General features: G+C 63.8%; 15 protein-coding genes. 6 read left to right on the top strand and 9 right to left on the bottom strand.

The window, feature by feature from the left end; genetic code table 11:
* The first annotated feature begins 44 nt into the window (after window positions 1-44).
* From ACVIIW_RS18515 to ACVIIW_RS18500, 4 genes are all read left to right on the top strand, one after another.
* Entirely contained in the window at window positions 45-1,346 is a 1,302-nt protein-coding gene (locus ACVIIW_RS18515; protein ID WP_456702028.1) for a lytic murein transglycosylase, read from the top strand.
* 110 nt (window positions 1,347-1,456) lie between these two features.
* Window positions 1,457-1,960: a DUF1993 domain-containing protein gene (locus ACVIIW_RS18510; protein WP_456702027.1), complete on the top strand. Its 504-nt coding sequence runs from the start codon at window positions 1,457-1,459 to the stop codon at window positions 1,958-1,960.
* A 180-nt stretch (window positions 1,961-2,140) separates the two neighbouring features.
* Window positions 2,141-3,241, top strand: a complete 1,101-nt coding sequence (locus ACVIIW_RS18505; RefSeq protein ID WP_456702026.1) for an alkene reductase — start codon at window positions 2,141-2,143, stop codon at window positions 3,239-3,241.
* A 246-nt stretch (window positions 3,242-3,487) separates the two neighbouring features.
* Entirely contained in the window at window positions 3,488-4,297 is an 810-nt protein-coding gene (locus ACVIIW_RS18500; protein WP_456702025.1) for a tetratricopeptide repeat protein, read from the top strand.
* On the opposite strand, the gene ACVIIW_RS18495 is transcribed toward ACVIIW_RS18500, so the two are convergent.
* The 9 genes from ACVIIW_RS18495 to glpD form a co-directional block, all read right to left on the bottom strand.
* The gene (locus ACVIIW_RS18495) at window positions 4,286-4,432 is read right to left on the bottom strand and encodes a hypothetical protein (RefSeq protein WP_456702024.1); all 147 of its coding nucleotides are present in this window, start codon (window positions 4,430-4,432) and stop codon (window positions 4,286-4,288) included. The two genes, ACVIIW_RS18500 and ACVIIW_RS18495, sit on opposite strands and share 12 nt — an antisense overlap.
* A gap of 99 nt (window positions 4,433-4,531) precedes the next feature.
* Window positions 4,532-4,996, bottom strand: coding sequence for a hypothetical protein (locus ACVIIW_RS18490; protein WP_456702023.1), 465 nt, complete (start codon window positions 4,994-4,996; stop codon window positions 4,532-4,534).
* 147 nt (window positions 4,997-5,143) lie between these two features.
* On the bottom strand, window positions 5,144-6,925 hold the full coding sequence (locus ACVIIW_RS18485) for an ABC transporter substrate-binding protein (RefSeq protein ID WP_456702022.1): 1,782 nt from the start codon (window positions 6,923-6,925) through the stop codon (window positions 5,144-5,146).
* Window positions 6,926-7,001: 76 nt separating this feature from the next.
* Window positions 7,002-7,331 (bottom strand): DUF2160 domain-containing protein, encoded by a 330-nt coding sequence (locus tag ACVIIW_RS18480; RefSeq protein ID WP_456702021.1) that lies wholly within the window; start codon window positions 7,329-7,331, stop codon window positions 7,002-7,004.
* Window positions 7,332-7,340: 9 nt separating this feature from the next.
* Window positions 7,341-8,147, bottom strand: coding sequence for a carbohydrate ABC transporter permease (locus ACVIIW_RS18475; RefSeq protein ID WP_092227359.1), 807 nt, complete (start codon window positions 8,145-8,147; stop codon window positions 7,341-7,343).
* Window positions 8,147-9,121, bottom strand: coding sequence for a carbohydrate ABC transporter permease (locus ACVIIW_RS18470; protein WP_456702020.1), 975 nt, complete (start codon window positions 9,119-9,121; stop codon window positions 8,147-8,149). Before ACVIIW_RS18470 ends, ACVIIW_RS18475 begins: the two co-directional genes overlap by 1 nt.
* The gene (locus ACVIIW_RS18465) at window positions 9,121-10,206 is read right to left on the bottom strand and encodes an ABC transporter ATP-binding protein (RefSeq protein ID WP_456702019.1); all 1,086 of its coding nucleotides are present in this window, start codon (window positions 10,204-10,206) and stop codon (window positions 9,121-9,123) included. Before ACVIIW_RS18465 ends, ACVIIW_RS18470 begins: the two co-directional genes overlap by 1 nt.
* A 12-nt stretch (window positions 10,207-10,218) precedes the next feature.
* Window positions 10,219-11,358, bottom strand: a complete 1,140-nt coding sequence (locus ACVIIW_RS18460) for an ABC transporter ATP-binding protein (RefSeq protein WP_456702018.1) — start codon at window positions 11,356-11,358, stop codon at window positions 10,219-10,221.
* Window positions 11,355-12,905: a glycerol-3-phosphate dehydrogenase gene (glpD, locus tag ACVIIW_RS18455; RefSeq protein WP_456702017.1), complete on the bottom strand. Its 1,551-nt coding sequence runs from the start codon at window positions 12,903-12,905 to the stop codon at window positions 11,355-11,357. Before glpD ends, ACVIIW_RS18460 begins: the two co-directional genes overlap by 4 nt.
* 229 nt (window positions 12,906-13,134) lie before the next feature.
* Between glpD and ACVIIW_RS18450 the strand changes: the two genes are divergently transcribed.
* Window positions 13,135-13,428 (top strand): type II toxin-antitoxin system Phd/YefM family antitoxin, encoded by a 294-nt coding sequence (locus tag ACVIIW_RS18450; RefSeq protein WP_456702016.1) that lies wholly within the window; start codon window positions 13,135-13,137, stop codon window positions 13,426-13,428.
* Window positions 13,425-13,850, top strand: coding sequence for a PIN domain-containing protein (locus ACVIIW_RS18445; protein ID WP_456702015.1), 426 nt, complete (start codon window positions 13,425-13,427; stop codon window positions 13,848-13,850). Before ACVIIW_RS18450 ends, ACVIIW_RS18445 begins: the two co-directional genes overlap by 4 nt.
* The last annotated feature ends 3 nt before the right edge of the window (window positions 13,851-13,853 follow it).

Below are 13,853 nucleotides of genomic sequence, written 5' to 3'. Positions count from 1 at the left end.
TAGACTTCGGGCGAATCCACGCCTGTCCTCCCCGCCGGACCCCTATGCTCCAGACCCGATTTGCAATCGCGGCCGTCGCGCTCCTCGCTTGCTCCACGACCGCTTCTGCCCAGTTCGCACCGCCGCCCGCAAGACCCCCGGCGCCGAAGCCGACCGCGCCTTCGCCGCGCGCTGCCTCGTGCCACAATGGGGCGAACTTCGATCGCTTCCTCGCTGACGTGAAACAGCAGGCGATCGCTGCCGGCGTGTCGCAGCGAACCATATCGGAGGCTTCGCCCTATCTCGTCTACGACCAGGGCATCGTCAACCGCGACCGCGGGCAGCGCGTGTTCGGCCAGCTCTTCACCGAATTTGCCGGCCGCATGGCCGCGCCCTATCGCATGCAGAACGGCCAACAGCACATCAAGCAACACGCAGCGGCGTTCGCGCGTGCCGAGAAGGAATACGGCGTGCCGCCGGCGGTGATTGCCGCATTCTGGGGCCTCGAGAGCGATTTCGGCGCCAACATGGGCAATCTGCCGACGCTGAAATCGCTGGTGTCGCTCGCCTATGACTGCCGGCGCTCGGAGATGTTCGTGAACGAGACCATCGCCGCGCTGAAAATCATCGACCGCGGCGATCTCACGCCCGATGAGATGATCGGCTCCTGGGCCGGTGAGCTCGGCCAGACCCAATTCCTGCCGACGCACTACGTCAATTACGCCGTCGATTATGACGGCGACGGGCGGCGCGACCTCCTGCGCAGCGAGGACGACGTGATCGGCTCGACGGCGAACTACATCGCCAACGGCCTGAAGTGGCGGCGCGGCGAGCCGTGGCTGGAAGAGATCAAGGTGCCCCCGAACCTGCCGTGGGAGCAGACCGATCTCAGCGTGCAGCTGCCGCGCTCGAAATGGGCGCAGTTCGGCGTCACCTATCCCGACGGCCGGCCGCTGCCGAACGACAGTCTCGCAGGCTCCGTGCTGTTGCCGATGGGACGCTTCGGGCCGGCCTTCATGGCCTACGCGAACTTCGCGGCCTACACCGAGTGGAATAACTCGCTGATCTATTCCACCACGGCGGGCTATCTCGCCTCGCGTATTGCCGGTGCAGCGCCGATGCGCAGGCCCGCCGGGCCAGTGGCGCAACTGCCGTTCAACGAGCTCAAGCAATTGCAGCAGCTTCTGGTCCAAGCCGGCTTCAATGTCGGCAAGATCGACGGCGTGCTGGGGCAGCAGAGCCGCACCGCCGTCAAGGCGATGCAGATCAAATACGGCCTGCCGGCCGATTCCTGGCCGACCGCGGAGCTTCTGGCCCGCATGCGTGGCAACACGGCACAGGCACTGCCCCAGGCGACGGTGCGGTAGAATTTTCGCACCGCACAAGCCGCTTCGACGATTGTATTATTCCATGAGGCTCCCATGTGAGTGGCTCAGGTTTTCGCCTGGGATTTCCCACCATTTGAAGCGAGCATCACATGTCCTTCTACGACGCCGTCGTCCCCGCCTATTTGCAAATGCTCAACAGCATGACCGGCCTGCTCACCAAGGCCGAGGCGCATTGCGCGGCCAAAAAGATCGACCCGAGCGTGCTGCTCGGCTCCCGCCTCTTCCCGGACATGCTGCCGCTGTCGAAGCAGATCCAGCTCGTCAGCGACTTTTCGGCCAAGGGCTGTGCACGGCTCACGCAGACCGAGGTGCCGTCCATGCCGGACACCGAAACCAGCTTCGCGGAATTGAAGCAGCGGCTGGCGAAGACCATCGACTTCGTGAAATCGTTCAAGCCGGAACAGTTCGAGGGCGCCGATGCCAGGGACGTCACTTTCCCTATTGGTCCCGACCGGACCGTGACCTTGAAGGGCCAGCAGTTCTTCAGCTCGGTCTCATTGCCGAACTTTTATTTCCATGCCACCACCGCGCACGGCATCCTGCGCCATAACGGCGTCGAGATCGGCAAGCGCGATTTCCTGGGCATGAGCTGACTTGCGGCATCGCACCGGCACGGCAGCGAAATCACGCTGCCGCGGCCGAAAATGCGCATGAATCATGCTGCGCGGTCCCCGCCGCGTAGCTCGCCTGCACTTTCCGTATGGCTCGTCCCTTGCGCCTGATATCGCAATGCACAAGTGTTCCGGACCTCTCACCGCCTGGAAACACTCCCAATGAGCCGTCCGACCAAATTGTTTGAGACCTACAAGCTCGGCCCGATCACGCTGGCCAATCGCCTGGTGATGGCGCCGCTGACGCGCAACCGCGCCGTACCCGGCACCTTCGTCCCCTCGCCGCTCGCGGCCGACTATTACAGCCAGCGCGCCTCCGCAGGCCTCCTGATCACCGAAGCGAGCCAGGTCTCGCAGCAAGGCCAGGGCTATCAGGACACCCCCGGCATCTATTCCAGGGAGCAGGTCGCCGGCTGGCGCAAGGTCAACGACAAGGTGCACGAGCGCGGCGGCAAGATCTTCATCCAGCTCTGGCATGTCGGCCGCATCTCGCATGTCGACCTCCAGGCGGGTGGCGCAGCCCCGGTGGCGCCGAGCGCGATCCGCGCCAAGGGCAAGACTTTCGTCAACGGTACCTTTGCTGACGTCTCCGAGCCGCGCGCGCTCGAGCTCTCCGAAATTCCAGGGATCATCGACGACTTCAAACGGGCTGCGAAGAATGCACTGGAGGCCGGCTTCGACGGCGTCGAGATCCATGGCGCCAACGGCTATCTGCTCGACCAGTTCGCCAAGGACGGCGCCAACAAGCGCACGGATGCCTATGGCGGCTCGATCGAGAACCGTGCGCGGCTGATGTTGGAGGTCTCGAAGGCCGTGGTGGCGGAGGCCGGCGCCGACCGGACCGGCATCCGCATCTCGCCGGTGACGCCGGCAAACGACATCTCGGATTCCAATCCGCAGCCGTTGTTCGATCACATCGTCGATGGGCTGAACGCGCTGAAGCTCGTCTATCTCCACGTCATCGAGGGCGCCACCGGCGGACCGCGCGACGTCGCGCCGTTCGACTACGCATCCCTGCGCAAGCGCTTCGCGGGCGCGTACATGGCCAACAACGGCTATGATTTCGATCTCGCCGCCAAGGTGCTGGACGCTGACGCGGCCGACCTGATCGCCTTCGGCAAGCCGTTCATCTCCAACCCCGACCTGGTCGAGCGGCTGAAGAAGGGCGCAGCACTGAACGATTGGGACAAGAACACGTTCTACGGTGGCGGCGCCAGGGGCTACACGGATTATCCGACGCTCGCGGCCGAGCCGGCGGAGTAGCTTTTGTCCTCCCTCTCCCCGCTTGCGGGGAGAGGGTCGGGGTGAGCGGGAGTCTCCGCAAGCACGATGGTAGTTGGACTCGCGGAGCGTCCTCCTCACCCGCCACGCTTCGCGTGTCGGCCTCTCCCCGCAAGCGGGACGAGGCAAGAAAGAAAAAAGGCCGGATCGCTCGCGGCCTTTTGTGTTGGTTGACGTGTCCAATCGCACCGTATTGCTGCGCCGTCTCGTTCTTGCTCTAATGCGGCGATGGATGACACGCAGACACTCGTTCGCCGCGCGACTGCAGCGGTCAATTCGGGCAAGCCGGACGAGGCGCAGCGTCTGTGCGAACAGGGCCTTGCACGCGATCCCGGCGATCCGGTGCTGCATCATCTGCTCGCTGCCGTGTTGTTCTCCAGAGGTGCCGCCGCCCCGGCGCATGCGCATATCGACGTGAGTCTCGCCAAACGGCCGAACAACGCGCCGGCCCGGCTGCTGGCGGCGCGCATCGCGCGCAGCGAGGGCCAGTTCGACGCCGCGCTCGCCCATCTCGATGCCGCGATCGGCAACAGCCCGCAGCGCGAGATGTTCATCGAGAAAGCACGAACGCTCGAGATGGCCGGGCTGCGGGATCAGGCCCGCGGCGCCTGGCAGGCCATCCTCAAGGTCATCCCCGGCCATCAGGAAGCAACGGCGCAGCTCGGGCGGCTGGCGTGGGAGGATGGCGATGCCGCCACCGCCGCAAGCCTGCTCGCGCAGGCGACCGAAGCCGACGCGCCGGCTTCGGTGTGGTTCAATCTTGGCCTTGCGCGACAGGATTTGCGCGACCATGACGGCGCAGCCAGCGCCTATCGCAAGGCCTTCGCGCTCAAGCCCGACCATGCCGAGGCCGCGCTCAATCTCGGCATCGCCCTGCAGGAGAGTGGCGAGCTGGATGCCGCCATGGACGCGTTCGGACAGGCCTATCGCCTGCGCTCGCAGCTGTTCGGCTCGATCGCGATGGCGCTGACCTCGGCCTCGCACGGCCGGCTATGGATCGAGGAGGACGCCCTGCGGCGTGCGCTATTAGCGCGTTAGGCGCCCGCGCTTGGCACGAAACCGCTTGCGATAGACGTTGGGCGCGGCCAGCACGTCGGCAACGACCTTCTCGTAGGACTGCCGGTGCGCGGCGTCGAAAGGCTCGAACGTCAGCTCCGGCGCTTGTCGCGGCACGGCAAAGCATTGTGCAATCGGCGTTCCCTTTTCCAGGACCCCGGAAAAATCCGGCCTGATCCACACGGCGGGAAAATTGATGCCCCCATCGTGAAAGTGTTAGGCGTCGACCAGGCCCGAAACGAGGCGGAACGGCAGGTCGTCGCGGTTGACCGGATGCGTCGCGAACAGCGACCAGCCGGGCTCGAGCTCGATGGTCCAGAAACTGTTGAACTTGAGCGCAGAGCGCCCGTTGGAGAAAGGCGCCGCGGCAAATTGCGCGACGGGATGGAAGCTGAGCGGCGCGCGTGGATGGCCTGATGTCTCCGGTTCGGGAATGTCCCAATCCCACGAGAACGCGCCGGCCTCGATCCTGACGTCGCAGGGCAGCGGGATCATGACCCCGTACGCCATCGCATCGACGAAGGGCGGGCATTGCTTGACCGTGCGGATATCGCGGCCGTGGATATCCGAATGCGCGCTCGCAGGCATCGCCCGCAGCCAGTCGGGCAAGGCGGTGCGCGCTGGAAACGGCCGCAGCAGATGGCCGGCCAGCTTTGGGTCGCAACGGAAAATCATGCGCATGACGAAGTCTCGCGTCTGTGTCCCGGCCAGTTCAGATCAAGCCCGCCCGCAAGGCAAGAGGGCAATACGACATAAGGCCGGGATTGCTCCCGGCCTTCTGCTCTCATGCATGGCCGGGACGAACCCGGCCATGATGACGTCGGCGAATTACTTCGCTTCGGCGCGCTTCGGCGGCGAGGCCGGCCACGACTTGATCAGCGTGTCGTAGTCGACGGTTTCGCCCTTCGGCTTCTCGTTCGCCAGCTTGCGCTGCGGAGCGATGTTGCCGTCCTTGGCCGACTTGTCGTACCAGAACTCAGCCGTCTTCTTCGGGTTGAGCTTCGGTCCGCAGGCACCCTGCACACCGGACTTCTCGAGACGCTCCATCACCGAGTCCTGAGCGGCTGCGAGCGCATCCATCGCGGCTTGCGGCGTCTTCGCACCGGACGACGCGTCGCCGATGTTCTGCCACCACAGCTGGGCGAGCTTCGGATAGTCAGGCACGTTGTTGCCGGTCGGGGTCCACTGCACGCGCGCGGGCGAGCGGTAGAACTCGATCAGGCCGCCGAGCTTCGGCGCACGTTCGGTGAACGACTTGTCCCAGATGTCGGATTCGCGGATGAAGGTCAGACCAACATGGCTCTTCTTCAGGCTGACCGTCTTGGAGACGATGAACTGGAGATAGAGCCAGGCCGCCTTGCGGCGGTCGACCGGGGTCGACTTCAGCAAGGTCGCCGATCCCACGTCCTGATAGCCGAGCTTCATGCCGTCCTTCCAGTACGCGCCGTGCGGCGACGGAGCCATACGCCACTTCGGCGTACCGTCCGCGTTCATCACGGGCAGGCCGGGCTTCACCATGTCGGCGGTGAAGGCGGTGTACCAGAAGATCTGCTGGGCGATGTTGCCCTGCGACGGCACCGGGCCCGACTCGGAGAAGGTCATGCCCTGCGCCTGCGGCGGAGCATACTTCTTCATCCAGTCGAGATACTTGACGATCGAATAGACCGCTGCCGGGCCGTTGACGTCGCCGCCACGCTCGACCGAGGAGCCGACCGGACGGCAGCCTTCCATGCGGATGCCCCATTCGTCGACCGGCAGGCCGTTCGGGATGCCCTTGTCGCCGTTGCCGGCCATCGACAGCCAGGCGTCGGTGAACCGCCAGCCGAGCGAGGGATCCTTCTTGCCATAATCCATATGGCCGTAAACCTTGGCGCCGTTGATCTCCTTGACGTCGTTGGTGAAGAAGTCGGCGATGTCTTCGTAAGCCGACCAGTTCACGGGAACGCCGAGCTCGTAGCCATACTTGGCCTTGAACTTGGCCTTGTAGTCCGGATTGGTGAACCAGTCGTACCGGAACCAGTAAAGGTTGGCGAACTGCTGGTCGGGCAGCTGATAGAGGTGACCGTTCGGCGCGGTCGTGAACGACTTGCCGATGAAGTCGTTGACGTCGAGCATCGGGTCGGTGACGTCCTTGCCGTCCTTCGCCATCCAGTCGGTCAGGTCGACCGCCTGGCCGTAGCGGAAGTGCGTTCCGATGAAGTCGGAGTCGTTGATCCAGCCGTCATAGACGTTCTTGCCGGACTGCATCTGGGTCTGGATCTTTTCGACGACGTCACCTTCCTGGATGATGTCGTGCTTGACCTTGATGCCGGTGATTTCCTCGAACGCCTTGGCGAGCGTGCGGGATTCATATTCGTGGGTCGTCAGCGTTTCGGAGACGACGTTGATCTCCATGCCCTTGAAGGGTTCAGCGGCCTTGATGAACCACTGCATTTCCTTCAGCGCATCGTCTTTCGACAGGGTCGACGGCTGGAATTCGCTGTCGATCCACTTCTTGGCGGCGGCCTCGTCCGCGCGCGCCGGCGCGGCGATCGTCATCGAAGCCGCGATCAGCGCGAGCGCGCTGGTCATGGTCAGAAGACTGTCCTTGGTCGTTCTCAAGTGTCGCATTAGTTTCCTCCGGTTGAAGCGACAAAACTTAAATCCAGGCCCGGGTAGACCCCGGATCTGCTCTTTCTCGCATGCCTCAGACGGTGCGAAAGATCACCACGCCTGAGGCAAACGAAATCACGGTTGCGAGCCACAGGCTCGTTATTTCAAATCCTTCCTCCCCGATCGGAATCGTGGCGATCGGATTGGTACCGACGAGGCCGATCCACGCCAGGTGGATGACGGCCGCAACGATCAGCGAGACGAACAGGCGGTCGCCGCGCGTGGTCGGGATGCGCAGGATCCCGACGCGTTCGGCCTCGGGATAGACGGCGGCGAGCCAGGTCATGACTGCCAGCGTGCAGGCCAGCGCCACGAAGAAGATCGCGGTCGGCAGCGTCCACGCCATCCATGCGATGGAGTCCATAAAAACCTCCTACACCCGGCCGAGCGCGAAGCCGCGCGCGATGTAGTTGCGGACGAACCAGATCACGAGCGCGCCCGGAATGATGGTGAGCACGCCGGCGGCCGCCAGCAGGCCCCAATCCATGCCGGCCGCCGACACCGTGCGCGTCATCACGGCGGCAATCGGCTTGGCGTTGACCGAGGTCAGCGTGCGCGCCAGCAACAGTTCGACCCAGGAGAACATGAAGCAGAAGAAGGCGGCGACGCCGATGCCGCTCGCGATCAGCGGCACCAGGATCCGGATGAAGAAGCGCGGGAACGAATAGCCGTCGAGAAAGGCGGTCTCGTCGATCTCGCGCGGTACGCCGGAGACGAAACCTTCGAGGATCCACACCGCCAGCGGAACGTTGAAGATGCAGTGCGCGAGCGCAACGGCCCAGGGCGTATCAAACAGCCCGATAGCCGAATAGAGGTTGAAGAACGGCAGCGCATAGACCGCCGCCGGCGCCATGCGGTTCGACAGCAACCAGAAGAACAGATGCTTGTCGCCGAGGAAGCGATAGCGCGAAAACGCGTAGGCCGCCGGCAACGCCACCGAAATCGAGATGATGGTGTTGATGACGACGTATTCCAGCGAGTTGATATAGCCGGAATACCAGCTCTCGTCGGTGAAGATACGCCTGTAATGCTGCAGCGTCGGCGCATGCGGCCACAGCGTCATCGTCGAGATGATCTCGCCGTTGGTCTTGAAGCTCATGTTGACGAGCCAGTAGATCGGCAACATCAGGAAGATCAGGAACAGCCCCATGATGAGGCGGCGGCCGGGAATCGAATGCATCAGGCCACTCCTTCCTTGGGCTTAAGCGCGGGCACGGGCTTCAGCGCGGCCGCAGGCTTCGGCTCTACCGCCGGCTCGCTCTCCGTCTGGACCTTGCGTTCGACGCCGGCATTGGTCATGACGGTGTAGAAGATCCAGCAGACGATCAGGATGATCAGGTTGTAGACCAGCGAGAGCGCGGCAGCCTTGCCGAGGTCGAACTGGCCGAGCGCGATCTTGACGAGCTCGATCGACACGAAGGTGGTCGAGTTGCCGGGTCCGCCACCGGTGACGACGAACGGCTCGGTGTAGATCATGAAGCTGTCCATGAAGCGCAGCAGCACCGCAATCAGCAGCACGCGGTTCATCTTCGGCAGCTGGATCGCCTTGAACACGGCCCACCGCGAGGCGCCGTCGATCTGAGCGGCCTGATAATAGGCATCGGGGATCGACTTCAGGCCGGCATAGCAGAGCAGCGCGACGAGGCTCGTCCAATGCCAGACATCCATCACGATGACGGTGACCCAGGCGTCGATGTCGTTGGAGACGTAATTGTAGTCGAGCCCGATGTGGTTGAGCACATAGCCGAGCAGGCCGATGTCAGGCCGGCCGAAAATCTGCCAGATCGTGCCGACCACGTTCCACGGAATCAGGAGCGGCAGCGCGAGGGTGACGAGGCAGGCAGCGACCGGCCAGCCCTGGCGCGGCATCGACAGCGCGACCACGATGCCGAGCGGCACTTCGATCGCGAGGATCACCAGCGAGAAGAACAGGTTGCGCCCGAGAGAGGCCAGGAAACGGCCGCCCAGATCGGTCGAGGGATCGAGCAATTCCTTGAACCAGCCGACGCCGTTCCAGAAGAACTGGTTGTTGCCGAAGGTGTCCTGCATCGAATAGTTCACCACCGTCATCAGCGGCAGCACCGCCGAGAAGGCGACGACCAGGAACACCGGCAGCACCAGGAACCAGGCTTTTTGGTTGACGGTCTTGTCCATCAGGCGGCTCCTTCCACCAGAAGGCTGTCGGCATAGACGTGGATGTGCGCCGGATTGAATTGGAGCCCGACATTTCCGTCAGAGCTGGTGAAGCTGGCCGGCGCCCGCGCCGCGATCTTGGCCTCACCGACGCGCACGCGCGCAAAACGGATGCGGCCGAGATCGTCGATGCGTTCGATTTTCGCCGTGAGCAGACCGGGTACGGGCGCGACCGCGTCGACGAACTCCGGACGCACGCCAATCTCGATCCTGGCGCCCGCGGGCAGGTTGTCGTAGCTGCGGTTCAGCGCGATGACACGGCCATCGACCCGCGCCTCGCGCCCCTTCACCTCGGCCGGCAGGATGTTCATGCCGGGCGAGCCGATGAAATAGCCGACGAAGGTATGGGCGGGCTTGTCGAACAGCTCGGCCGGCGTGCCGCTCTGCACCACACGGCCGTCATGCATGACGACGACGGTGTCGGCGAAGGTCAGCGCCTCGGTCTGGTCATGGGTGACGTAGATCATCGTGAGGTCGAGTTCGCGATGCAGCGCCTTGAGCTTGGAGCGCAGCTGCCATTTCAGCTCGGGATCGATCACCGTCAGCGGCTCGTCGAACAGGACGGCTGCGACGTCGGAACGCACGAGGCCGCGGCCGAGCGAGATCTTCTGCTTGGCATCCGCGGTCAGGCGCGTGGCCTTGCGGTGCAGATAGGGTTCGAGATCGAGCAGGCGGCCGATCTCGGCAACGCGCTTGTCGATCTCGGCCTTCGGCACGCCGCGGTTCTTCAACGGGAACGCCAGGTTCTCCCCCACCGTCATGGTGTCGTAGATCACCGGAAACTGGAACACCTGGGCGATGTTGCGCTTCTGGGTTGACAGCGGTGTGATGTCCTGTTGGTCGAACAGGATTTTTCCCCGCGAGGGCGTGATGATGCCGGAGATGACGTTGAGCAGCGTGGTCTTGCCGCAGCCGGACGGTCCGAGCAGCGCGTAGGCGCCGCCCTGCCGCCAGGTCATGGTGACAGGCTTCAGCGCAAAGCTTTCCTGCGGCGCATCGTTGCCGCCGTAGGAGTGCGCGAGATCGACGAGGTCAATGCGAGCCATGGCGCACCTCCCTCAGGCTTTTTTCTTCGACGCGTTTTCTTCGCGCGAACCGCCAGGCACTTCGCTTGAAAACGCTATGGAACCGGGCGCGGCGACCAGACGGTCCGCCGCGTCGAAGACGAAGACATCATTGGGATCGAGCACGGCGTCGATGGTCTGGCCGGGCTCGAACTCGTGCACGCCGTGCAGCACCGCAACCCAGTTCGATCCGTCGCGAGTCAAATGCACGAAACTCTCCGAACCGGTGATCTCGGTCACCGTCACCGTTGCATGGAAGGCGTGTCGGTCAGCCTGCCCATTGGCGAGTGCAAGCTGATGCGCGCGAAAACCGACGCGATAGGCGCCATCGGCGAGCGAAGAATAGAGGCCGGAAGCCGGCGCGGCGACCCCGCCCGCATATTGCACCGAGCCGTTCTTTTTCTCGATGCCGACGAGATTGAGCGGCGGATCGGAAAACACCTGGGCGACCCGCAGGGTCTGCGGCTGGCGATAGACACTGGGCGTCCCGCCGATCTGGAGCGCCCGGCCTTCCCACATGCACACGGTGTTGCCGCCGAGCAGCAGCGCCTCGCTCGGCTCGGTCGTGGCATAGACGAAGATCGCGCCCGATGCCTCGAAGATGCGTGGCAATTCGGCGCGCAGCTCCTCGCGCAGCTTGTAGTCGAGATTGGCGAGCGGCTCGTCGAGCAGCACGAGATCGGCGCCCTTCACGAGCGCGCGCGCCATCGCGGTGCGCTGTTGCTGACCACCGGAGAGCTGGAGCGGGGTGCGCTTCAGGAACGGCTCGAGCCGCAGCAGGCGCGCGGCTTCCCCCACGCGTGCCTCGATCTCGTCCCGCGGCTTGCCTTGCACGCGCAAGGGAGAAGCGATGTTTTCATAGACGGTGAGCGAGGGGTAGTTGATGAATTGCTGATAGACCATCGCGACCGAACGCTGGCGCACGTCGGCGCCGGTGACGTCCTTGCCGTTGACCAGCACCCGGCCCGTGGTCGGCTTGTCGAGGCCGGCGAGCAGCCGCATGATCGAGGTCTTGCCCGACAGCGTCGGCCCAAGCAGCACGTTGAGCGTGCCGCTCTCGAGCGTCAGCGAGACATCGCGAATATGCTCGATGCCGTCGACGGTCCGGGTCACGTGGTCGAGTGTCACGCTCATGAGCGTCCTCCTGCTTCCAGCAGAGGACTTTGCGACACAAAATGGGTCCTGATCCAGTCGTCCAGGGCGGCAATTTCGCCGGCAGACAGCCGCAGGCCGAGCTTGGAGCGGCGCCAGACGATATCCTCGGCGGTCACCGCCCATTCGTTGGTCATCAGGTAGCGAACCTCACGTTCCGTCAGAGTTGCACCAAAGTCCTGTCCGAGATCGGCCGCCGATTTTGCGTCGCCAAGCAATTTGATGGCACGGGTGCCATAGGCACGCGCGAGACGTCGGGCATGCTCATGGCTCAGGAAGGGGTAGCCGCGCTGGAGCTCGGCGATCAGGCCGTCGACGGCCGACACATCCATATCGCCGCCCGGCAGCGGCCATTTGCCGGTCCAGCCCTCGCGCGCCTTCGCGCTGCGAAGATAGGGCGCAAGCCGTTCCAGCGCCTCTTCGGCAAGGCGGCGATACGTCGTGATCTTGCCGCCGTAGATCGACAGCAACGGAGAACCGCCGGGCGTATCGAGCTCGAACACGTAGTCGCGGGTCGCGGCCTTGGCCTCGCTGGCCCCATCGTCATAAAGCGGGCGCACGCCGGAATAGGTCCAGACCACGTCCTCTGGTGTCACCGGCTTGGCCAGATATTCGCTTGCGGCAGCACAAAGATACTGGATCTCTTCCGCCGTCGCCTTCACCTTGGCGGGATCGCCGTCATAGTCGCGGTCGGTGGTGCCGATCAGCGTGAAGTCGTCCTGGTAGGGAATGACGAAGATGATGCGACCGTCGGCGTTCTGGAACATGTAGGCGCGGTCGTGGTCGTAGAGCTTCTTGACCACGATGTGCGACCCCTGCACGAGGCGCACCTTTGCCTTGGCGTTGACGCCGGCACCGCGCCCGAGCACGTCCTCGACCCAGGGGCCGCCGGCATTGACCAGCGCGCGGGCCTGGATTTGCGACCGCGCACCGGTCAGCGTGTCGACCATGCTGACGGTCCAGACACCGTCGGATTGCTTGATATCCGTCGCACGGGTCCGGGTGCGGATCTCCGCGCCCTTGTCGGCTGCATCGCGCGCGTTGAGCACGACCAGGCGAGCGTCATCGACGAAGCAATCGGAATATTCGAAGGCGCGGCTATAGCGATTCGGGATCAGCGGCCGGCCGACTTCGTCGCGCCTGAGATCGAGCGAGCGGGTCGCCGGCAGCAAATGACGACCGCCGATGTGGTCATACAGAAAGAGGCCGAGACGCAGCAGCCAGGCCGGGCGCAGGCCGGCATGATGCGGCAAAACGAAACGCAGGGGGCGGATGATATGGGGGGCGATACCCCAGAGAATCTCGCGCTCGATCAGCGCCTCGCGGACCAGGCGAAACTCGTAATATTCGAGATAGCGCAGGCCGCCATGCACCAGCTTGGTCGACCAGGATGACGTCCCGCTCGCCAAATCGTTCATTTCGCACAGGAAAACGGTGTTGCCGCGGCCCACCGCATCGCGCGCGATGCCGCAACCGTTAACACCGCCCCCAATGATGGCGAGGTCGAAAATACGATCCAACAGACGCATCCCCCGGCGACCACCCGTTCAGCCGAGTGGTTACTTTCGTTTTTGATTAGATCACACCGAAAAACGAAAGCAAGACGAAAGAGAGGGAAAAGGAAGCGAAAGCGGAACTTTTTCTGTGTGCAATCAGCCCTCGAAGTGGGCACCTGAGACGACGATTTGGATGCAACGCACACTTGAATGGTCACATCACGCTTCTATGGTCACGATAGTCATACTGGTTAAATTCGACATGACCGATCATAGTACCGCTCCCGCCTCGCCACCGGCCGACGCACCGAAAGACACTTGGACGCTTGCGAGGGCCAAGGCGCGCCTCTCCGAGGTGGTCGATCGCGCCCAAACGGGCCCCCAGATCATCACCCGTCACGGCAGGCCTGACGCTGTGATCGTTTCTGCCGAAGAATGGGCACGGAAAACCGCGCGCAAAGGCACGCTTGCCGAATTCCTGCTGGCTTCGCCGCTACGCGGCGCCGAACTCGAGCGTGAACGCGCGCGCGACGAACCACGCGACGCGATGCCGTGAACCTGCTCCTCGACACCAATGTGCTATCGGAGGTTCAGTGGCCGGCGCCTTCTCCGAAAGTTCTGGCGTGGCTCGATACCGTCGATGAGGATCGCGCGTTCATCAGCGTTGCGTCGATCGCCGAGCTTCGCCGCGGCATCGCCTTGCTGGATGACGGCCGACGGCGGGAGGCGTTGACCGCCTGGCTCGCCCATGATCTGCCGGCCCGGTTTGGAGGCCGCATCCTGCCGATCGACCATACGGTCGCCGAGCGTTGGGGCGATCTGATGGCGCACAGCCGCCGCAGCGGCATCGCGTTGTCGGTGATGGACGGATTCTTCGCAGCAACCGCGCTTGCCAACACCCTCACACTCGTCACGCGTAACGTGAAGGAGTTTGCCGCATTCGGCATTCCGCTGCTCAATCCGTGGGACGGCCCATAAAGC

Source organism: Bradyrhizobium sp. USDA 4449, assembly GCF_054056275.1.
The sequence above is the reverse complement of the archived record's forward strand: the minus strand, read 5'-3'. Positions and strand labels throughout refer to the sequence as shown.